Genomic DNA, 20,705 nt, shown 5'->3' with positions numbered 1-20,705 from the left:
CGCTACCCATTGCCCCCGCGTCAGGCACGCAACCGCCGGGGGCTCATCCATGTCCTGAAGACGAAGTGAGCGGCGCACTCGCCTGCCCGATGGCGCTCATGACGCGGTCCGGCAGTCCCCAGGAATCGCGCCGCCTTGGGACCGCGGGCACGTCTGACGGAGAGCTAGATGTCGATGGCGTGGGAAGAACTGTCAAAGGCTTGCTGGCCTGGCACGCCGCTCTGACAGCAGAACGAAAATAGAGCCCGCTCGGCCGCGTGGCTCCTTTTCGCTGTCTCGGCGCCTGCTGTGACCGCCGTTGCGCTGGTGGTGCTGCCGCGCATGGAAGACGCCGCGGCCGGTCTCGCCTGGCAACCGGTGTTATCCGCGAGTCGGTCTGGAAGCGGCGATAATGCTTCCGCTGCTCCAACGGTCATGGATAAGATAACCCAATGCTATGGCGAATTGGAGGATAAGCATTCACCTGCTTCGAAGTCGTCGAGGACGCCAGTGATAAAGATCACGGGCGATCAGGGTTGGAGATTCAAATGGACCTTTCCGCTCTCGCCGGCATCGTTGGCGGCGTCGCCGTCGCAGGCGTGGGGATGATCTACAGTGCGGTCACCGGAGGTGGCTTTTGGTCTCTGCCCAACCGTATCGGCGGCATCCTGGCGGGGGCCGAAGCGGGAAATACGCGCTCATTCGGCATGGTGACCTTAGTGGGCGTCTACTTTCACATGTTGCTTTCGGCGATATGCGGTATTGCGATCGTGTACTTTGCCCACCAGCTCAACATTGGATTCGTTTTTGCGGGCATCGCGGTGGGTATCTTTTTCTGGCTCTTCAATCATTTCTTGATTGGCTCTGCTTCAGAAGGCGCACGCAAGCACGTCCAGTTCAACCCCGTCTGGTTGGTGATTGAAGTTTTAGTAACCCCAGCCATCCGTCTCAGGATAGCGCTTGGAGTCCTTGACGTTACGTTTCTGCTGCACGTGCTGTACGGCGCGGTCACCGGGCTAGTGGCTATTGCACTCATCAGGTAGCGCTAGCTGGCCGATTGCCTCACAGACCTCCAAGCTACACGCGCTTCGGAGAGCCAAGCCCCAGGTCGGTGGTCACATCTAAAAGTACTGGCCTTCGAACAGCCCGCATGGAAGCAGACGGCTTTCCGATCGCCAGGAAGCCTCCAACGCTTCATCTCGATCTTCTCAGCCTTCCGTAATCTCTTCGTCCCAGCCCGCTCAAAACGGTCCGCATTTCAGATCCATCTCCATCGCCTCAACGCTATGGCGGAATGGAGAGCTGTGACCCGAGCCCTTGCCTGATATCTCTGTCAGCGGTCCCTTCACGTCCAACCTCAGATACAGCGCCTTTCGATCCCGTCAGGGCTCTCCAACCATCCGGCGTCGATCCCGAGTTCAGTCGCCAGAGGACGGTTGATGCGAATCAGGCTCGGCGCCGCGAGGCATTGGCGGAACTCAGATTGAAAACACGGCGACGTCGCCACGGCAGCCGCACACCAGGCAAGGTCGCCGCGATGCGATCGCACCCGGATTGAGGTCCATGATGAATGGTTATCAGATAGATAGTCACAGGGAATTTCCCTTTGTCGGGCGGCGGCGGCATCCTCCAACCAATTCGCAGTATGCGATTAGGGCCGCTGTGCTGTGGCACACAGCATCGGGCGGTTCGGTCGGGCTGGGCCGTCAGGCAAGCGCGACAATCAATGGTCCGCAATCAGGAGGCTACAAATGTCAGTCCAGAAGCCGGTTCTCACGGCGCCGCACGGCGGTGAGATGGTGACATCGAGCAAAGGCTCGAGCGTCGAGTTGAAAGTGGAGAGCAGCCAGTCCGGAGGCGACTATGGCGCTGTCCTGTGGACGCTGCGGGCCGGCGAGGAGCCGCCGCTGCACACCCACTCGCGCGAGGACGAGCTGGTCTTCGTGGTTCAGGGGCAGCTAATCGCGCGGGTTGGCGATACCCGAGTCGAGGTGGGGCCGGGCGCCTACGCGGCTCTTCCCCGCGGCGTGCCGCATACAATCGAGGTGGTCGGCGAACAGGCGACCCTGCTACTCAGCTTCGTGCCGGGTGGGTTCGAGCGCTTCTTGGTCCCCAAGGACGGCAAGGAGCCCGACCCGGCCACTTTCGGCCTGACGGTCCCATAGGGCGGCACCGCGGCGCGCTGCGTACGTGACTCCGCCGGGGCCATCGCGCACTGAATTGAGTTGTGCCCGGAGGTAGCCACCTCCGGCGCTGGGGTCGTGGCGCTGTGCTCTTCCGCGCTCGGCAATCGCCTCAATCATCGCTTTATGGGCAGCACAATCAGCTTACAACGCAGCACTTTGGCCGACAAATTGCGCGTGCAAAACAGAGCGAACTTCGCAGCTTTGCATCGTCAAGGATGGCAGAACAATCGTGCACATGACCGGGTCATAATACCCTCGCGGATCAGCTCCCCGTCAAAAGCGCGCATGCAAACGATGCGGTCGCACAAGTGGGTTGTCTTAATCGCTGGATCGACCGGCTCAGTACTAAGTGCTCTTCGCCCACCCAATCTTCACATCACGACGGATGTTAGAGGTGGTCCCGGATTTTGAGACAGCGGCCTAAGGTGGGTCGACCGATGAAAAGGACGATCCAGCACGAAGACACGCAGACAGTTCTCGGCCGAGTTCAGGGCCAAAGTTGCGCTTGAGGCGATGCGGTCATGAGCGGGCCGAGAATCGATACCGCGACAGCCTCGCCGCGATTGATGTCGTTCGTGGCAAGATTCCCGACCAGCCGAGTGGACAGGGACGGTGGAGAGTAGAATCCACCCGACACGAGGAGCGTGAGACTCGAATGGCAGAGCGCAAGGATACGGTCATTATCACTGGCAGTACGGGCTTCATTGGTTCGGCCTTGGTCAACAAACTCGCTGGGCGATTCGCCCTGGTCGGACTGGATCGGGCGGCCACACACCAACCGCCACCGGCCGCCGAATGCATTTGCATCGACCTGACATCGGAAGACGCGATCGCGGCCGGTTTGCAACGTGTCCGGACTACTTATGGCACCCGCATCGCATCAGTGATTCACCTTGCGGCCTATTTCGATCTCACCGGCGAGCCGAACCCGCTTTACGATGAGATAACGGTTCGCGGCACCGCAAATCTGCTGCGCGCACTTCAGTCGTTCGAGGTCGAGCAATTCGTCTTTGCAAGTTCGATGCTGGCGCACAAAGCGGGCCGGCCGGGCGACGTGATCAGTGAGGACTCGCCGCTGGATGCGAGCCTGCCGTACCGGGCTTCAAAAATCGAGGCGGAGCGCTTGATACGAGAGCAGCACGGGCCGATCCCGGTTGTCTATATCCGGCCGGCCGGCATCTACGACGGCTTCTGCCGCAACGCTTTTCTCGCCAACCAGATTGCGCGGATTTACGAGCGGGATCCGATCGGACACGTCTATCCGGGCAACCTGCACACCGGGCAATCCTTCCTTCATCTGGACGACCTGACCGAGGCGATGGCGCGCTTGGTCGAGCGGCGCAAGGCGTTTTCCCCGGAGGTGGCGCTGCTTCTCGGCGAGCCCGACGTTATTGGCTACGGCGATCTTCAGGCCGAGATCGGACGGCTGATCCGTGGTGAGAGTTGGGAGACCCACGAGATTCCCAAGGCCCTCGCCAAGGCAGGCGCCTGGGTCCAACAGGATCTTCTAGGCGAAGATTCCTTCATTCGATCCTGGATGGTCGATATTGCCGATGACCATTATGCCATCGATATCAGCCGCGCCCGTCATCTCCTCGGCTGGGAGCCGGCGCATTCATTGCGCGAGACGCTGCCGCGCATGATCGAGGCGCTCAAGGCGGACCCCGCAGGCTGGTATCAGGCGAACAAACTCAATGCGGCGAAGGTGGCAGGGAAGGAGACCGCGCAGCGAGAGCCGTCGGAGGCGCTTCACGCCAACCGAGAAGAGATGGAGCCGGGGCACATGATGGAAATGGCTGGAATGGGCAAGCGGACGCTCTGGCCTCATTTCCTGGTGTTCATTCTTGGCATCTGGCTTCTCACCAGCCCGCTTCAGTTCGCGCTTTTCGATCCAGCAACGGCCCACGCCGTGCGCGACATCACGCAGGAACGCGGACTGTGGGAGCCCGTGTTGCGCAATGCGCTCACGGGGTGGAGCGACATCGCGTCTGGCGTCCTGCTGATGACTTTTGGCCCGCTCGCGCTGTCCCGTCGTTTCTCCTGGGCGCAATGGGGCTCGACGGGCGTCGGGCTCTGGCTTCTGTTCGCACCCCTTTTCCTCTGGACGCCAAGCGCAGCCGCCACAGCGAATGACACGATCATCGGAGCGCTGGCAATCACCTTCTCGATCCTCGTTCCGATGATGCCGGGCATGAGCCGCGAAGGAATGATGGATAGCAGCACCGTCCCGCCCGGCTGGACCTATTCGCCGTCGTCCTGGCACTAGCGGCTCCCGATTATCGCGCTCGGCTTCTTCGGCTTCCTGATCGCCCGCTATCTCGCCGTCTACCAGCTCGGGCAGGTTGGCGCGGTGTGGGAGCCGTTCTTCTCCGGCGGCGCCAGGAACGGCACGGAGTTCATCATCACGTCTGCGGTGTCGCGGTCCTGGCCGATCCCCGACGCGGGGCTTGGCGCGGCCGCCTACCTGATCGAGGCCTTGATGGGTGCCATGGGCACCGCCACGCGTTGGCGGACGATGCCCTGGATGGTGGCATTCTTCTTCGTCCTGGTGGTCCCGCTGGGTGGCGTCTCGATTTTCTTTATCATCATTCAGCCGATCGTCATCGGCACTTACTGCACCCTGTGCCTGCTCGCAGCGCTCGCTATGCTGGTCATGATCCCGCTGACGCTCGACGAGGTGGTTGCAATGGCCCAGTACATGCGGCGAAGCGTTCGGGAGGGCAGGCCGTTCTGGCGCACGTTCCTCCGTGGCGGGCCGGAGCCCAGCGGAGGAGCGGACGAGAGCGACCCGGGCTTCTCCGGCGCGCTTGAAATTCAGTCTGCCGCTGCGGTCCGCGGTGTGACCGTACCCTGGACGCTCGCCGCGTGCTGCCTCGCCGGAGCATGGCTCATGCTTTCGCGGCTGGTTCTGGGAGCCGGGGGGATCACCGCAAACAACGATCACCTCGTCGGTGGGCTGATTATCACGATCGCGGTCTGCGCCATGGCCGAAGTGGCGCGGCCGCTTCGATTCGCCAATCTGCTGCTCGGACTGTGGTTGATCGCTGCACCGTGGCTGCTCAGCGGGGGCGACGCGTCCTCGATCTGGAACGACGTCGCCATCGGGATCGCCGTCGTCGGTCTCAGCCTCCGGCGCGGGACGAGAAACAAAGAGCACTACGGGTCGTGGGACCGGTACCTGGTCTAGGGTGTGTGGACACTTATCGCATCCATAGGACGATGGCAGCGAGAGTGATGACGGCTCGGTAATTTCGGGCGGTCTTTTCGAAGCGGGTTGCGACGCGACGGAACTGCTTGAGCTTGCTGAAGCAGCATTCCACAGGATGGCGCTGGGCATAGCCGGAGCGAGAGGCCGGTCGACCATAGGAGCACGACGACGATACGACGGCTTATGGCACCCGGCACCTGGTCGTAGAGATTGTCGCATGGCCTCGTTCGTCGCAGCCGAACTCCGATGGAAGCGCAAGAGTCTCAGGCGGCAGAATTGTCGATTTGACATAAAGTAAAGTTTACGGCGCACCGGTGGCATTTTTGAGACAAATCAAGCGATTCCACGCGGAGTTACGGCACTATCAGGCCGCCTGCACGACGGGTCCAGCAACTGGCCATAGGTGATGAAAAAGGTACTGGTTTCGGTCGTTGAAGATGATCGGTTCCTTCGTGAGTCCATGTGCAGGCTCATGAGATCGCTGGGCTATACGGTTGACATTTTCTCGTCCGCAGCCGATTTTCTCGCCTCCCCGCGGCTTGCCGAAACAGCCTGCCTGATCGCCGACATCCATATGCCTGCCATGACCGGGCTCGAACTCTACCGGCGCCTTATCGACACGGGAAACGCGATACCGACAATCCTCGTGAAGGCCTTTCCCAATGATGCTGAGCGGGCTCGCGCCCTGAACGATGGGGTCTTGTGTTACCTGAATAAGCCGGTGCATGAGGTCCATCTCACACGATGTGTTTGCGCGGCTCTCACGTCGGCAGGCTCGCCTGAAGAGGGGTCGTGAGCTCCCGTTCCGCTCCCGGCAAGGTGAACTGGAACACGGCGCCGCGGGGTTCGTTCGCCTCCACCCATAGCTTGCCGCCATGAGCGTGGATGATAGAGCCGCAAATCGACAGCCCCATGCCTGTTCCACCGGACTTCGTGGTGTAGAAGGCGTCGAAGACCTGATCGAGATGCGCCGGATCAATGCCCGGCCCGGAATCGCGCACGGCCACGAGGACGCCTGCTTGATCCTCCTCTGTGCTGATCAACAGCTCTCTCGCCCCCTCCTCCATCGAACCCATTGCTTCAGCCGCATTCAGAATCAGATTCAGCAAGACCTGTTGCAGCTGAACGCGATCCCCCAGAACCGAAAGTACCCCCTCCGCAAGCCGGGTCTGGACCGAAACGCCATTCCTGAGGGTCAAGCTTCGAGCCAATACGATCACTTCGTGGATTGCCACGTTGAGATCAAAACACTCTTTTCGCGGCGGCGCTTTATTGATTTGCTCTCGGATACGATCGATGATTTCTCCGGCCCGATCAGCATCTCCGACGACACAGGAAAGTGCTTCCCTGACCTCGCCCAGGTCCGGCGGCTGCATCTTCAGGAAATTCTGTGCCGCCCGCGCGTTATTGCGCGCGCTGGCAATCGGCTGCGTGATTTCATGTGAAAGCGAGGCGGCCAATTCTCCCATCATGCTCACGCGGTTCATGTGAGCGAAATCCGATTGCATCTGCTGCAGTCGCAGCAGCGCTTGTGTGTGATCCTCGATGTCAGTCAGCAGAGAATACCAGCGAACAATGCGGTCGGAGGCATCCCGGACCGGAATGCCTCGGATATCAAACCAACGAAATTCGCCGTCGAAGCGCCTGACGCGTGCTTGGGTCCCATAGGGAACGCCGGCGGCGATCGATTTTGTGAAAACTTCAGCGAGATGGGGAAAGTCATCAGGATGGATCGTTCCGTTTGTGCCCCAGTTCCTCAGCTCTTCCAGAGACTGGCCACAATACTCAAAGATCTGACGATTTACGGCTTCGAGGTCACCATTCGGGGCCAAGATCGCAACGAGGCCCGGTATCCCGTCAATCGCCGAGCGCAAACTCCGCTCGCTTTCACGGAGCGCCTCCTCGGCACGTTTGCGTTCGGTCAAATCCAGCACGAACGCAAGGCGGTCGCCTCCTTCCTTGAACAGCGCGGCGCCAACAAGCACCGGAACGCGGCTGCCGTCTTTCCGAAAATACTCCTTCTCGAAGGGCTGAACGATGCCGGTTGAGTTTAGTTCAGCCTGGGTGAGTACGTCGCGCTCGCGCCATTCGGGCGGGGACAGCTCGGTCCAGCGCACGCGGCCCGCAACCAAGTCTTCACGGCGATATCCTACGAGACGTAGAAACGCGTCATTGGCTTCAAGAATCCGATCTTCGCGGTCGGCGATGAAGATCCCGATGATGTTGGCGTCGACCAAACGTCGAATCTTCCTTTCCCGATCCGCCAGGTCGTCATAAAGCCGCGAATTTTCGAGCGAGATCGCCGCCTGCGACGCAAGCACCTTCAATAGAGCGACACGCCCTGGCGTGAACACGTTCGGGGTGAGATTGTTCTCAAGGTAGAGAATGCCGATGCACTTTCGCTGGTTGATCAACGGTAGACAAAGAATGGAACGCGCGCGACGCTGAACGATGTAGGGATCGGCAGAAAATAGATTGTGAGATGACGCATCGTCGAGAATAACGCTTTCCTGGGTACGCAGGACATAGTGGAGCACCGACTCCGGCAGCACGGCCGCGCTCACCGGCTGGTCGCGCAGATCCACGGTGATGGCGTCGCCGTTGGTGGTGGCTTCCGCCGCGATCCGCTGCTCAGCCCCGCGTGAAAAAATCAACAAGCCTTTTTCGGCACCGACCTGTTCAAGCGTCGTGCGCATAAGCATTTCGAGCAGCTTCTCCAGCACGATCTCGCCCGATATGGCCTGCGACGCCTTGATCACCGTTGCGAGGTCGAGTTGCTCGACCGACGCTGCGATCGTGCTTGCCGAAGCAGGTGCGGGCTCTTCCATTCTGAGGCGCGGATACATCGCATCAAGTTGGCGCACCTTGCCGTCCGCGCCCCAGCGCAGGTAGCAGTCGCGGGCGTTTCGCAGGTAGAGACGCGCGATTTCATTGAAGCCACGTGCCGCATAGAAGCGCGCGGCCACTTCGTAAGCGAGGGCTTCATTGTGGACAAAGCCGTTTGCGCGAGCCAAGCGGATGGCCTGCTCGTACAGACGTTGGGCATCAAGGTCGCGGCCCTCCAAGCGGGCGATCTCGGCGCCGACCAGCGCGGCGCGGTTCTCGAAGTGGTCGGGACAGTTCTCGGCCCAAAGCACCAGCTGCCTGCGATGATCAGCTAAAGTCTCGAGACACCCATGCCGCTCCTCCACGGTTGCAAAATCGCAAGCGGCCGCCTGCGCGAGGGCACCATAGAAGTGGTATTCAGCCCCTTCGAAGAAGGAGTCAGTTGTCCAGAGGAGGCGTTGCGCGTTCGCGGCCGCTGCTAACGCCTCGGCGTAGTCGCCGGAGAAAAAACGCGCCTGCAGCTTCCGGATCCAGTACCAGCCCTCCGCCATCGCCAGATCGCGGTTACTGCGGAATTGGCGTTCAAGTTGGAGTTCGTCAAACTGTCCATTGTCAAAGCGGCCGAAAAGCGGCGTCAGGCCGCGGAGTGTCCGAATAAGCCCAAGCTGCCCGGCGATTGAGTCCATCGCAAAACCGAACCGCATCTTCTCAGCGAACGCAAAGCCACGCTCGGCCTCGACTTGCACCTCTTCGAGCGGATCGCCCACCGCGAGAAGGTAGGTGTTCAGGTGAGTGTAGTAGTATGCCGCATAGGTGAGATCGCCGGTCTGGTTTGCCGTGTCGAACGCACACTGCAGCAGCTCGCGACCTTTCCGGACGTGTCTCGTCCAGAACATGAGCAAATATCCAAAGTTCAGATAGGTTCTTGCTTGGAATCTCTTCAGACCCCGCTGCTCGACCAGTTCATAGCTGAGACGGGCGAACCGAAATCCGGCCTGGTAATCACCGAAGTAGGGCCCGGCAATCCCGCCAAGCACGGCATAGGCGTAGCACGACCCGTCACAATTGCCGTTTACCAGGCTGAGGTTGACTGCCTGGCAGATGATCAGGGAACGTAGGTTCGCATCGGTGTAGTGTGCTGGCGGTCCGAGTTTCGTCAGGACATCCAGAGTGGCGAGCGTTGCGGGATCGGTCATCAATGGTAGACCAATGAGACTCTCGACCGTGCGGGGGCCAAGCTGGGACCAGATCCGCTCATACACACGCCGAGCCTCGTCTTCCGGCGGGTGCGGTGACCAGTTGATGTCGATGTCCAGGTGCTGCAGGTAATCGAGACCAACAGCTATCGCGCGACTGCCTTGGTCGAGGGTAGTGTAAAGATCCACCTGCAAGCAGGTAATGCTGGCGCGTTCGACGGACGTTAAGGCGCGGCTCGACAGCTCCACTAGATGCTCCTCCGCCGCCGCCAGCGCACCGGTGAGGAACTCGCATTCCGCCCGTTGCAGCTCCAGCGCGAAGGTCAGTTCATGATGACGTTCCCATGCATCTTTCGACAACAACTCCAGACCGGCGATAAAATGCTTCAGCGCCGAGGCGTAGGCGGTCGATGCCATGGCGCGATTGCCCGCGATCAGGTTGAACTCGGCAAGCTGCTCTCGCTCTTCATCCAAGGTGATCAGGCCCACTCCGCGGTTGAGCTGATTGACGATGTCGAAGATCGTCTCCTCGCGCCGTTCCGCAGGGGTATGCGCCGCGAGCAGCCGGCCGATCCGCAGATGCGCCGCCGCCCGCGCGTCATCGGGGATCAGCGCGTAGGCGGCCTCCTGGACGCGGTCGTGGATGAAGCGGTACGAGCCGCCCTGCCGCTCGACCAGCCCGGCACGGACAGCCTCCCACATGGCCGCATGGACCGGCGCCTCCGAGGTCCCGAACGCGATCGCAAGCAGCGCGATCTCGGCGGTGTTGGCGACGCAGGCGAGCTGCTGCACCGCTCTCTGCGTCGGGGCCGGGAGGCGGGTCAGCTTCCCCACCATCAGGTCCACTACATTGTCGGTGTAGCCCTTGGCGTGAATGCGACCGGTATCCCAGCACCAGCCCGCCGCCTCATGGTCGAAGCGGAGCAATCCCTCCTCGGCGAGGGCCGCCAGGAACTGCGTGGCGAAGAACGGATTGCCGCCGGTCTTTTCCTGCACCAGCGCCGCCAGCGGCGCGGCGCGCCCCGGCTCGCAGCGCAGCGCATCGGCGATCAGCTGGCCGAGATCCGCGCGGGCGAGCGGCGCCAACGCGATCTCCGCCACCTTGGCGCCGGCGTTGCGGATCGCCCGCAGCTTTCGGGCCAGCGGGTGCGCGGCATCGACCTCGTTGTCCCGGTAGGCGCCGATCAGCAGGATTTGGCGGACCTCCGCCCGGGTCAGCAGATCCTCGAGCAGGTCGAGCGTCGCCGCGTCGAACCATTGCAGGTCGTCGAGGAACAGCGCCAGCGGATGCTCCGGCCGGGCGAAGACGCCGAGCAGGCGCCGGAACACCATCTGGAAGCGGCTTTGCGCCTGCTGCGGCGGCAACTCAGGAACCGGTGGCTGGTCTCCGATGATTAGCTTGAGTTCGGGTATGAGGTCGATCATGAGCCGCCCGTTCGATCCCAGCGCCTCTAGAAGCGCGTGGCGCCAGCTTGCCAACTCGGTGTCGCTCTTGCTGAGGAGAGGCCGGACGAGACTTTGAAAAGCCTGCACCAGTGTCGCGTAAGGGATATCGCGCTTGTACTGGTCGAACTTGCCGGACGCGAACAGGCCGCGCAGCTGCACCAGCACCTTGTGTAGTTCGTCGACGACTGAGGACTTGCCGATGCCGGAATATCCTGAGACCAGCACCAACTCTGGCACACCGGTCTTGATGATGCGATCGAAGCAGGAAAGCAACGTCGCGATCTCACGATCTCGTCCGTATAGCTTTTCGGGGATCAGCAGCCGGTTTGGCGTGTCCTGCAGGCCGAGCGGGAAGTGATCGACGCGGCGGCGCGCTTCCCATTCCGCCAGGCAGCGTTGCAGATCGCGCTCGACACCGCCGGCGGTCTGGTAACGATCCTCGGGTGTCTTGGCGAGCAGTTTCATGATGATCGCGGAGACGGGCGCTGGGACACTCTCTAACCGCTCCCCGGGCGGCACCGGCTTTTTGGCAATATGGCAGTGCACCCACTCCATGGGATCGGCCGCCGTTAAGGGTAGAACGCCCGTGAGCATCTGGTACAGCGTGACGCCGAGTGCGTAGAGATCGCTGCGGGCGTCGATCGAACGGTTCATCCGCCCGGTTTGTTCGGGTGCCATGTAGGCGAGCGTACCGGCGATGGTCTCGGGTGGCTCGGGCGCCTGCCGCTCGCGGGACAGGCGCGATGCGATGCCAAACCCGGTGAGCCGCACGTGTCCATCCGCGCAGTCCACCACTATATTAGCTGGCTTGATGTCTTTGTGGATGAGCCCGCGCTGATGGAGCTTGCCCAGAGCCAAGGTAAGGGCGATAGCCAGGCGCAAGAAGCGTCCTATCTCCATGGGCTCACCGAGCAAACGGTCGAGCGGCCCGCCGCCCAGATCATCGAGCACCAGCACCGTCCGACCGGCGTCGCTCATGAGGGCCAGCGGCCGCACCGACCATGCCCCGTCGAGCTCTTCTTTCAGCTCGTATTCGTGCGTGAGGCGATCGAGTCTTGACCGGGACGGGTGGTCGGAGGCAGGGGTAACAAGCAGCACGGCGAGCCGGTTGCCATCGTCGTCCAGTCGCCAGCCACGGCTGAACACGCGCTCGCCGTCCTCCCACAGCACCTGAGAGCTACCATCCGAGTACGCGAGGTTCAGCGACTGCTGCACCATCTGTCAGACTCCGGCGTCGGGCTTCGGCTTGACGTCGGCTGATCAAGCTCTTCGTGCGCCACACGCGGGCTCTCTCCAGCCTGGAGGAATCGTACTCCATCGCCCGAGAAATGTCAGCCGTTGGTCTTGCCGGATACGGCGGTCCTTCCTTTATAGCGGCAATTTGGAGCGGTTTGCCCGGCTTTACTCGCTACGGCGGCGCACAACGCAACCGAATGGGCTTCCGAGGAGGCTGCCAGATAAACGAAGACGGCAATGAAGACGAGAATCGGATTGTGGAAGAGGCCGATGAAGCCGGGTACGAAGGCTGTGAACTGGCCGATCGAAGCGGCGCGTTCAAGTCGCCCGCACAAGCCCATACGGCTTGCGAGAGAGCCGCGCAAGCACGCGGCCGCCGTCCATGGGGAAGGCGGGAATAGGTTGAAGAGCGCCTGAACGAGGTTCACCGCGGCAAGCCGGTCCACCATTGGAACCTGCACGTCGTCGACACCGATAGCGGCAGTGGCGCGCGGGTACGCGTGGGCAAAGACGGGCGTACAACGGTGCCAGCTACCTTTCCGATGTTCATTGCCCAGGACACATAAGCCTCAACTTGTTAGTTATGTCTGTTGTTATGGACAGGAGGCGTCCGGGCGCGAGCGACGCCGATGCACGGTGTGTGCGGGTGCGGCGGGTGAGACCAAGGACTGCGCAGCACACTGCTGCGGGACAGGGGCGATTGTCTCTTTCGTGGGCCAAGAATCGGTCGCGTCCCGCACACCTTCACGGGACAGCTGGACCGCTCTCGCCGAGCGCTCGGGCAAACCTGTCGGCGTCGATGACGAAGCCGTCCTGAAGGACCACTCCGTCAGGGTCGATGGCAAAGAACCACGGCGTGCCGCCAGTGCGGTAGTTTCCATCGTCATGGGATGAACGCCGAGCGGCGAGCGGCCCTCGTGGCCGAAGGGAATTCGGAGGCCGTAGCGTTGCTGGTCCACGGGCAGCTTGTTGCGCGTATTGACGTAGACGCCCTCGAATGCGGTCTGGACTGCGGCGACCCCGACATCCGTGGCGCGGGATCTTGAACCAACGCCTCGAGAGTTGGAAATCCGTGCGAGTGGCAGCCACCGCACCAATGCTCGTAGAAAAAGAGCAGCCTGTACCGCGCGCCGAGCTGCTTCAGGCTGAGAGGCGGGCGTTCCTTTCCCTCAGCATCGATCCAGCAGGGGACCGTGAGTTCGGGAGCAGGCTGTCCTTCGATGCAATGAGTCATGGCTATACTCGCAAGTCTGACTGCGGCGGGTGGATGCGGTCGGTTCGGTCTCACGACCGCGCTCGCGGCACCAGCGGTATTGCCGTGGAATCGGCTGGTAAAGCTATGATCTCGATAACCGCCCGTAATGCCCCGCAGCCGGCAGGATAGCCGAGGACCTCTTCTCCGCGGCCAAGAGTGCTGCTCGGCGAGTCCTCGCAGAGAGGCGCGGCGCACATCTCCGGGCGCGCCCCAGGCGCCCTGGGTCATTCCGATAACGGCCAGCTATCGACTCCATGGCGAGAGGTGATTTTCCTTTCGACCGTCATGGACTCACTCTTCGATCCATCGAACGATCGCAGGCTAGGAGATCCGACATGCAGATCAAAGAGACAATTGGCGTTTCGTTCCCCGGCTCGATCGAAAGCCCGCCGCTGGAGGATGTCGTCGTGCTCGTGGACAGCGCCGGGGTCGCGCTTGGAGTGCGGCGCGCGTTCAGTGCAAGGGTCCGGGTCGTCCAAGATGGCGGTAGTGGTCTCATTGCGTCCAGGTGCGTGGAGATCCCGCTGCTGGGGTCCGACGGCGAGGTCTCGGGGATTTTGTGCCACACCGGCTCGCAGTCCGACACGCTTGGCGCGGTCGTCGCTGGCGGGCGGGACAGGGTGAGGGCGATAGCGGGCGTGGCGCAGTTTGTCCTCCACGACATCAACAACGTTCTCGCCGTGATCGGCAGCGGCCTGCGGCTGCTCGAGTGCCAGAGCGATGCCGCTTCCCGAAAGGTCATCGTCGGCAAAATGCAGGAGGCGATCACGAGAGGCGCGTTGCTCAGCCGGCAGCTGCTCGACGCTGCGCGGCCGTGCCCCAAGTCGATCGACGGGTTTGTCGCAGGCAGTCGCCTCGCAGCGATAGCAGGAACGCTTGACCGGGCGTTGCATCCAGACGTCACAGTCCGCAGCGAGATCGCTTCTGACTTATGGGCCTTCGATGCCGACCCGGAAGAGCTGTACTTTGCTTTGCTGAACCTCTGCCGAAACTCGGCCGATGCGATGCCGTACGGCGGCGTGATTACTGTTGCGGCGCGGAACGTCGAACATGGCACGGCGCAGGGATTCGTCGAGATCGTCGTCGCCGACGACGGGGTGGGCATGCCCGAGGAGGTCCTCTCGCAGGCCTTCACCCCGTACTTCACGACAAAACCCGCGGGCCGCGGCTCCGGCCTCGGGCTCCCCCAGGTCCAGCGCTTCGCCGAAGGACGAGGCGGCGCGGTCCGTATAGAGAGCGGGCGGGGTGCCGGCACGCTGGTGCGGCTCTTCCTGCCGCGGGTGCAAGCAGCTGGGCTCCCCAGCAGCGTCGTCCGCAGGGAGATCGCGTACACGTCGTCACCTGACGGCGGCGAATTCCACGTCATCAACCCAGGGACGGCTGCGCCGACGTCGTAGCCGGCGCGAACACCCGGAGACCGGCTCAGCGATGCAGCTTATGATCCCGCCCGGCCGCCTCGACCGTCCCGTCGACCACGAGACGGACCACGTGCTCGGCCCCGCCGATGCCGAGATCACGCTCGTCGAGTACGGCAGCTACGCATGCCAACACTGCAGGGCTGCCAACGAGCGCATCGCGCAAGCACGCGACCAACTCGGCGACCGCGTCTGTTACGCCTTCCGGCACAGGCCGCTCACGGACAACAGTCTAGCGTTTCGGGCCGCCGAACTCGCTGAGCTTGCCCATACGCCCGAGGCGTTCTGGTCCGCGCACATCAAACTGATGACGAGGTCGATGCAGCTCACAGAGGACGACCTCTTGGCAGTCGCCGCGGACCTCGGCGTGAACGCCGACTTCGCGGTCGGCGACAGCGACGCCGTGCGGCGTGCGAGGGCGAGGGTGGAGGCGGATGTCGCAAGCTCACGCGCAAGCGGCGTGAGGTTCACGCCGACCTTCTACATCAACCGCCGGCGCTACGACGGACCCTGGGACGAGAGCTCTCTCGTCGATGCGATGCTTGGAACGCTCGGCCACCGGGTCCGTACAGCAGCCCTGGACTTCGCCAGCTGGGGCGCCTCCGCCGGCATTTTGCTGGTCCTCGCGACCGTGGTGGCGGTCGTCTTGACGAACTCTCCGCTCGGGCCGGCGTTCGACGCGTTCTGGCGCCAGGAGCTCGGTGTGAGCTTGGGTGACGCGGCCTTCCGGATGTCCATCCTCCATTGGGTCGACGACGGCCTGCTGACGGTGTTCTTTCTCGTCGTTGGGTTGGAAGTGAAACGCGAGATGACGGTCGGCCACCTTGCGAGCCGCCGCTCCGCCGCGCTTCCGATTGCGTCCGCGCTCGGCGGCATGGTCGTGCCCGCCCTTCTGTATGCGCTGGTCATCCCAGCGGGGCCGTGGTCGCACGGGTGGGGCATCCCGATGGCGACGGACACGGCGTTCGCGATCGCCTTGATCGCCGTAATGGGCGCGCGCGTCCCCGTGGAGCTGCGCATCTTTCTCACCGCTGCGGCCATCGTCGACGACATCGGCGCGATCGTGGTCGTCGCTGTGTTCTACTCCGGCGAGATCCATCTGGCCTACCTTGCCGCGGCCGCGGCGGTTGTGGTTGCGCTGGCGCTGCTGAGCCGGTCGAGGGTCTACCTGCTGTCGCCCTATATCCTGTTGGGCGTCGTGTTGTGGGCGTTCGTCTACGCGGGCGGCCTCCACGCTACGCTGGCCGGCGTGGTACTTGCGCTGTTCATTCCGACACGGCCGCCCGCCGACTTGGCCGCCTTGATGATGCAGGCCAGCACCATCATCGCCTCCGAGGCCCGGCACGAGGGCGAGGTTCTCAGGCATGGCCCCTCCACCCCGGCCCTGCACGCGCTCGACGCGATCTACGACAGACTTGAATCGCCCGCCGACCGGCTGCTGCGGCACGCCGGTGCGCGGTCGAGCTACGCTGTCCTCCCGATCTTCGCACTGGCGAATGCGGGTGTGGCGATCAGCCCGGTTCTCTTCGTTGGGCATGGCTGGCTCATGGCCGCGATCATCGCCGGCCTCGCCGTAGGAAAGCCGCTCGGCGTTTTCCTCGCGGCCGCCGCGGCCGTGCGCGCAGGCATAGCTGTCAAGCCGGCGGAGTACACGTGGCGGCAGTTGGCCGGGGCAGGTGCCCTCGCTGGCATCGGCTTCACGATGTCGCTCTTCATCGCCGGGCAGGCGTTTCCAAGCACCAGTGACTTCTCGTCCGCCAAGATCGCCGTGTTTGCCGCGTCGATTCTTTCGGCCGTCGTTGGGACTACCCTGCTCTGGGGAGCTACGCGCCAAGAGCTTATCGAAGAGGCGCCGCAGAGCGTCGGCACGCAAGTATCATAGCCGGCAGGCGTTTTTGCGGGATCGTCAACAGGAGGTCTTTGGATGATGCTACCTACCGCTACAACAGTTGTAGTCGCTGACCGCGAGACGGTCCGCCTGTTCCACAATACTGGCGTGAAACCTGGGGTGCATTTGGTCGAGATCACGGCGGCTCCGCCTGCGCCCGCCCACTCAGCGCCATCAGACCGGCTTTGCCAACCCCGATGGCAGGCGGCTCGTCGAGGACGACTTCGCGGCAGCGACGGCCGCGTTCCTGAACAAGCTCAGCCTGGACAGGGACCATAGAACACCTGGTCGTTGTGTCCGACCCCAGGACCCTAGGCGAGATGCGCAAGCACTTCCATCGCGACCTGAGAGGCAAGATCATAGGCGAGCTCGCGAAGGACTTCAGCAGGCGTCCTCTTAGCGACATTCGCCAGCACCTGGGCAGCGAAAGCTTCGTGGATCTCCCAGAGATCATCTATATCGTCAAAACGCAGACCGTGGCGGGCGCGCAGGCGATGAATCGCATAGGAGGGCGCGCGGTATGGTGGTCAACCGCTGCTATCTCGTAATCGACCAGTCGCAGATAGGGCGTATTTGACGGCAACCGGGCAAGGCCGGCCTCGTTGGTGATCCAGCAACCGGCGGCGCCGTCGGTAATAGGTTACGAATTCCCTGCTGTAAGCGTTACCTGTCCGCTTTTCCTTGTCGAACGCAAGTTTGAGTGCGGCTAGCTTTTCCGCCGAGGCGGCCATGATCGCGCCCGCGGCGCTCGATGAATCCGGCTAACGGCCGACTTCTCGATGATGGCAGAGCAGATGCGGGTGACCTATGCCAACGCGGCAAAGACTCTAGCGCATTTCGGCGCACCCTCGACGACGTAGTTTAAGAGACACTCTATGTCCTCGACGTCGATGAAGCGTTTGCGGGTTGCGGGCAAGGTACGCAAGGAAGCCTAGGCCACCGCGCGGCCTCAGTGCGCCAGCAATCTGATCGGCGTTTCGAGACTGGCTTTTCCCGAGCAGCTCATCGAAATCGTCTTCACGGCGGTGGTGCCTCCGGCATAGATGAGCGACAGCACGCTCGGGCTTGTCGCGGCCTAGCCCGCCTCAGACGCCAACGCTTCCGACCGATGCTCGACGATGCACAGATCACCTATCCGCCGCTCAACACGCTGAAACTCGGCGCGCGGAACATATGGATCGTGGACGGCCCGGCAATCCGGTTCGGTTGGCCATGGCCGAAGTTTCGCTACTCGACGCGCATGACAGTGGTTCGACTCGCCTCCGACGAGCTCCGCTTCGGCTTTTCCTGTCCAACCTGACCACGCAAAATCGCTCCAGGTCGTTGGAGGCCGGCCGATGCATCATTCAACACGGCATCCAGCTATATGCTGCCGATAAAATCCTGAATTCGCGCTAAAAGTCTGGAATTCCGCGGCCTCGGAGGACTTGGCTGGCTGCAACTTGATCTTGCGCAAAGGATCTGTCGCAAATGTTCCCGAGTTTCGAATCGGTGTTGCGCCTGATATTTTTTCCGTCCTCAGACGAGTATTGACCCGTAGGCGAATTGCCGTCAAAGCAGAAGCCACTCCGAGGATTCGTGGACACGGAATCTGGACCCCCGGCACGTTCTTGGAGGACAGGCGGTTCGGCTATCTGACGTCGACGCTGTTCCAGAAAGCCACGTAGTCCTTGATGTTCGCGGCCGCCGTGGACGGCTCCGGGTAGTACCACGCGGCATCCTCATTGGTCTTTCCATCCACCAGCAACGAATAATATCTCGCCGTGCCCTTCCATGGGCATCGGCTCGTCGTCGAACTCGCCTGCAGGAATTCCTTGCGGACACTCCCTGGCGGGAAGTAGTGGTTTCCCTCGACGACGATTGTCTTATCGGACTCCGCGATCGTCGCGCCGTTCCAAGTCGCCGTCTTCATTTCCTGCTCCTCGCAGTCATAGCCACATTCACCGCGACACTATCGCGAGCCGTCGCCGCAGCGAAATAACGATCGGGAATGGATTGCATGACGCTACGCTTCGCCAGGTCATGCCACCGTCAGGCTTGGGACATCGCGACGTTCCATCGACGACTGACCGAAGCGCTCGATCCAAACCTCTCCAGGTCCGTTCGCGCAAAATCTCAGCGACCTGGTCATCGTCGAGGCAGGGCCGGATGGGATCGAGTGCTCTTCAATCAAGACGGTTGGACTTCGTGCCAGCGCGTCTGTGCCGCATCGTACGGGAACGCAAGGGTTGATGGAGGAACGCATCCGGCACAGCAACCGGACCAAGGGGCTCATCTTCTCACAGGGCATCACCGGCGCCGACCCTCTACGGCGTGATCGTGCGATCGGTTGGAGGCACTTCGCAGAGGCGATGAATAGGATTTGCCCGAACACATGAAGCTCCGGGTCCTGCGCGAGTTCGCCCGGATGGAGATGCTGCTCGATCAGATCAAGGCAGCAGAAGCCGAGCGGGACGCCATGCTTGCAAAAGAACGGCAATCCGCGCGGGAAGTTGCCTTGCTGTCGAAGGTCGTCGGTGTCGGGCCGGAATTTGCCGCCGTTCTCTGGGGCGAAGAGCTATTCCGTCAGTTTGGCACGAAGGCAGGTGGCTGCCTATGCCGGTCTTGCGCCGACGCCCTGGCAGAGCGGATCGATCAACCGGGAACAGGGATCGGCAAGTCCGGAAATCCGCGATTGCGATCGACGCTATTGGAAATGGCCTGGCTTTGGCTGCGACACCAACCAGGTTCGTTGCTCAGTCGATGGTTCGACTAGCGCGTTGCCCAGAATGGCGGTCGCTTCAAGAAGGTGATGATCACGGCGTTGGCCCGCAAGCTGGTCGTGGCTTTGTGGAAGTATGTCAGCGCCGGCGTGGTGATAGAGGGAGCTGTCGTCAGGCCATGACGACCTTGGTGAATCGCAGTTCGGCCCCGGGGCTGATCAGTCCCGCCGGAACCAGGTAGACGACCGCATTGCGGCATGCGTTAAACGCCGTCATCAAACTGGTCTCGTCCCCCTGAGCCCTTGCCGCCGAAGGCTGGATTTTATGGTGCGGCCGCACGAGCGGCGACCGGATGTGAGGTTGATATGTGCATCAGCGCGGATCAGGAAACGGGCTCAAACCTGAGGTTCATTGAGCGGGACGGATTGCACCGCTTGTGCCGAATGCATGGCAGAAGGACCGATAAACAGCGTCGTTCTCGTGAGACTGATGCTGGACCCTCCCTATACGGCATCCAGCGCTCTTGGAAGCAACGCCTTGCTACGACCGTAGCGCCGCCGCATTCTTTGTTTTCCGTTTTCCCCATTCGATCTTCCGAAGCAGCACATGGCTTTGCGCGATCGGCCGTGGGGATAATTGTGCAATCCTGATTTGGTGCGAAATTTACCCTAACCTTCTCGATAGATCCGAAAAGCCCAGACGCGTTCCCGAGAAACGGTCCTCGGTGCATCTGGGCGATGACGTCACGCTCGCATCAAACGACGCCTCCAAGTGCTCTAGCAAATGGTCGATGAGACCGGATAGCATTCAGATCGCGCCCGCCGGCGCAACGGCCGGAAAGTCGTTCTCGGGATCGAATACGTTATTGAAAAAGTTCGTTAGGGAGTACATAGCCACCAGCGCGACGATCTCCATGACGTTCGCATCCGTGTAGCCAGCATCGCGAGCGGCTTTCAGATCGGCGTCACTGACATGGCCTCGGGTCTCGATGACTTTGCGCGCGAACTGGACCGCGGCATTCCGCTTCGGGTCGCTGGCGTGTCCCTTCCGTGCGAGCATAATTTCATCGGTCGGAAGCTTAGCCATGTGCTCGGCCGTAAAGCTGTGAACCGTCAGGCAGTAGTTGCAGCCATTCACTTCCGAGACTGCGAGGCCAATGCTGTCGCGCGTCTTCACGTCGAGCGCCTTGCTCAAGGAGCCGAGCAGGGAGGCCCACGCGTTGAACGCGATCGGGCTCTGCGCAAAGGTCGCCATCATATTTGGGGTGAACCCGATGTTCTTGGAGAACGCGTCGAGAGTCAGTTTGCAATCGGTCGGTACCTGTTCCGACTTTAGGGCAGCGGTTCTTGGCATCGTGTTCTTCCTAAC

Annotated in this window: 12 protein-coding genes and 3 pseudogenes; 10 read left to right on the top strand and 5 right to left on the bottom strand. The window is 62.0% G+C overall.

Annotated elements, in window-relative coordinates; genetic code table 11:
* Positions 1–527 precede the first annotated feature (527 nt).
* From NKJ46_RS27700 to NKJ46_RS27680, 5 genes and pseudogenes are all read left to right on the top strand, one after another.
* Positions 528–1,022: a hypothetical protein gene (locus NKJ46_RS27700; RefSeq protein ID WP_352669220.1), complete on the top strand. Its 495-nt coding sequence runs from the start codon at positions 528–530 to the stop codon at positions 1,020–1,022.
* Between the two features lie 123 nt (positions 1,023–1,145).
* Positions 1,146–1,304: pseudogene (locus NKJ46_RS27695) on the top strand (IS6 family transposase); the annotation flags it as partial.
* Between the two features lie 426 nt (positions 1,305–1,730).
* A complete protein-coding gene (locus tag NKJ46_RS27690) occupies positions 1,731–2,144 on the top strand; it encodes a cupin domain-containing protein (RefSeq protein ID WP_352669218.1) in 414 nt (137 codons plus the stop codon).
* A gap of 676 nt (positions 2,145–2,820) precedes the next feature.
* Positions 2,821–4,431: an NAD-dependent epimerase/dehydratase family protein gene (locus NKJ46_RS27685; protein WP_352669215.1), complete on the top strand. Its 1,611-nt coding sequence runs from the start codon at positions 2,821–2,823 to the stop codon at positions 4,429–4,431.
* A gap of 9 nt (positions 4,432–4,440) precedes the next feature.
* Positions 4,441–5,352, top strand: coding sequence for a vitamin K epoxide reductase family protein (locus NKJ46_RS27680; protein WP_352669224.1), 912 nt, complete (start codon positions 4,441–4,443; stop codon positions 5,350–5,352).
* Between the two features lie 13 nt (positions 5,353–5,365).
* On the opposite strand, the pseudogene NKJ46_RS27675 reads toward NKJ46_RS27680, so the two are convergent.
* Positions 5,366–5,506 (bottom strand): annotated as a pseudogene (locus NKJ46_RS27675) (IS5/IS1182 family transposase); the annotation flags it as partial.
* A 273-nt stretch (positions 5,507–5,779) separates the two neighbouring features.
* On the opposite strand from NKJ46_RS27675, the gene NKJ46_RS27670 reads away from it, so the two are divergent.
* On the top strand, positions 5,780–6,169 hold the full coding sequence (locus tag NKJ46_RS27670; protein WP_352669212.1) for a response regulator transcription factor: 390 nt from the start codon (positions 5,780–5,782) through the stop codon (positions 6,167–6,169).
* On the opposite strand, the gene NKJ46_RS27665 is transcribed toward NKJ46_RS27670, so the two are convergent.
* Together NKJ46_RS27665 and NKJ46_RS27660 are read right to left on the bottom strand one after the other, a co-directional pair.
* Positions 6,135–12,059 carry an AAA family ATPase gene (locus NKJ46_RS27665; protein WP_352669209.1) on the bottom strand — a complete coding sequence of 1,975 codons (5,925 nt, stop codon included), beginning with the start codon at positions 12,057–12,059 and terminating at the stop codon, positions 6,135–6,137. The genes NKJ46_RS27670 and NKJ46_RS27665 overlap by 35 nt on opposite strands.
* Positions 12,060–12,172: 113 nt before the next feature.
* Positions 12,173–12,526 carry a zinc metalloprotease gene (locus NKJ46_RS27660; RefSeq protein ID WP_352669206.1) on the bottom strand — a complete coding sequence of 118 codons (354 nt, stop codon included), beginning with the start codon at positions 12,524–12,526 and terminating at the stop codon, positions 12,173–12,175.
* Between the two features lie 1,141 nt (positions 12,527–13,667).
* Between NKJ46_RS27660 and NKJ46_RS27655 the strand changes: the two genes are divergently transcribed.
* From NKJ46_RS27655 to NKJ46_RS27645, 3 genes are all read left to right on the top strand, one after another.
* On the top strand, positions 13,668–14,729 hold the full coding sequence (locus NKJ46_RS27655; RefSeq protein ID WP_352669203.1) for a sensor histidine kinase: 1,062 nt from the start codon (positions 13,668–13,670) through the stop codon (positions 14,727–14,729).
* Between the two features lie 31 nt (positions 14,730–14,760).
* The gene (nhaA, locus tag NKJ46_RS27650; RefSeq protein ID WP_352669200.1) at positions 14,761–16,629 is read left to right on the top strand and encodes a Na+/H+ antiporter NhaA; all 1,869 of its coding nucleotides are present in this window, start codon (positions 14,761–14,763) and stop codon (positions 16,627–16,629) included.
* Between the two features lie 1,114 nt (positions 16,630–17,743).
* Complete coding sequence (locus NKJ46_RS27645) at positions 17,744–17,935, top strand: hypothetical protein (RefSeq protein WP_352669197.1); 192 nt, start codon at positions 17,744–17,746, stop codon at positions 17,933–17,935.
* Between the two features lie 330 nt (positions 17,936–18,265).
* On the opposite strand, the gene NKJ46_RS27640 is transcribed toward NKJ46_RS27645, so the two are convergent.
* Positions 18,266–18,547: a DUF427 domain-containing protein gene (locus tag NKJ46_RS27640; protein ID WP_352669195.1), complete on the bottom strand. Its 282-nt coding sequence runs from the start codon at positions 18,545–18,547 to the stop codon at positions 18,266–18,268.
* A gap of 293 nt (positions 18,548–18,840) precedes the next feature.
* Here NKJ46_RS27640 and NKJ46_RS27635 point away from each other — a divergent pair.
* Positions 18,841–19,519: pseudogene (locus tag NKJ46_RS27635) on the top strand (IS110 family RNA-guided transposase); the annotation flags it as partial.
* A gap of 625 nt (positions 19,520–20,144) precedes the next feature.
* Here the strand turns inward: NKJ46_RS27635 and NKJ46_RS27630 are convergent.
* On the bottom strand, positions 20,145–20,690 hold the full coding sequence (locus NKJ46_RS27630) for a carboxymuconolactone decarboxylase family protein (RefSeq protein ID WP_352669192.1): 546 nt from the start codon (positions 20,688–20,690) through the stop codon (positions 20,145–20,147).
* Positions 20,691–20,705 lie beyond the last annotated feature (15 nt).

This window comes from Mesorhizobium sp. M0166 (assembly GCF_040322255.1).
In the GTDB taxonomy this organism is placed as follows: domain Bacteria; phylum Pseudomonadota; class Alphaproteobacteria; order Rhizobiales; family Rhizobiaceae; genus Mesorhizobium.
The sequence above is the reverse complement of the archived record's forward strand: the minus strand, read 5'-3'. Positions and strand labels throughout refer to the sequence as shown.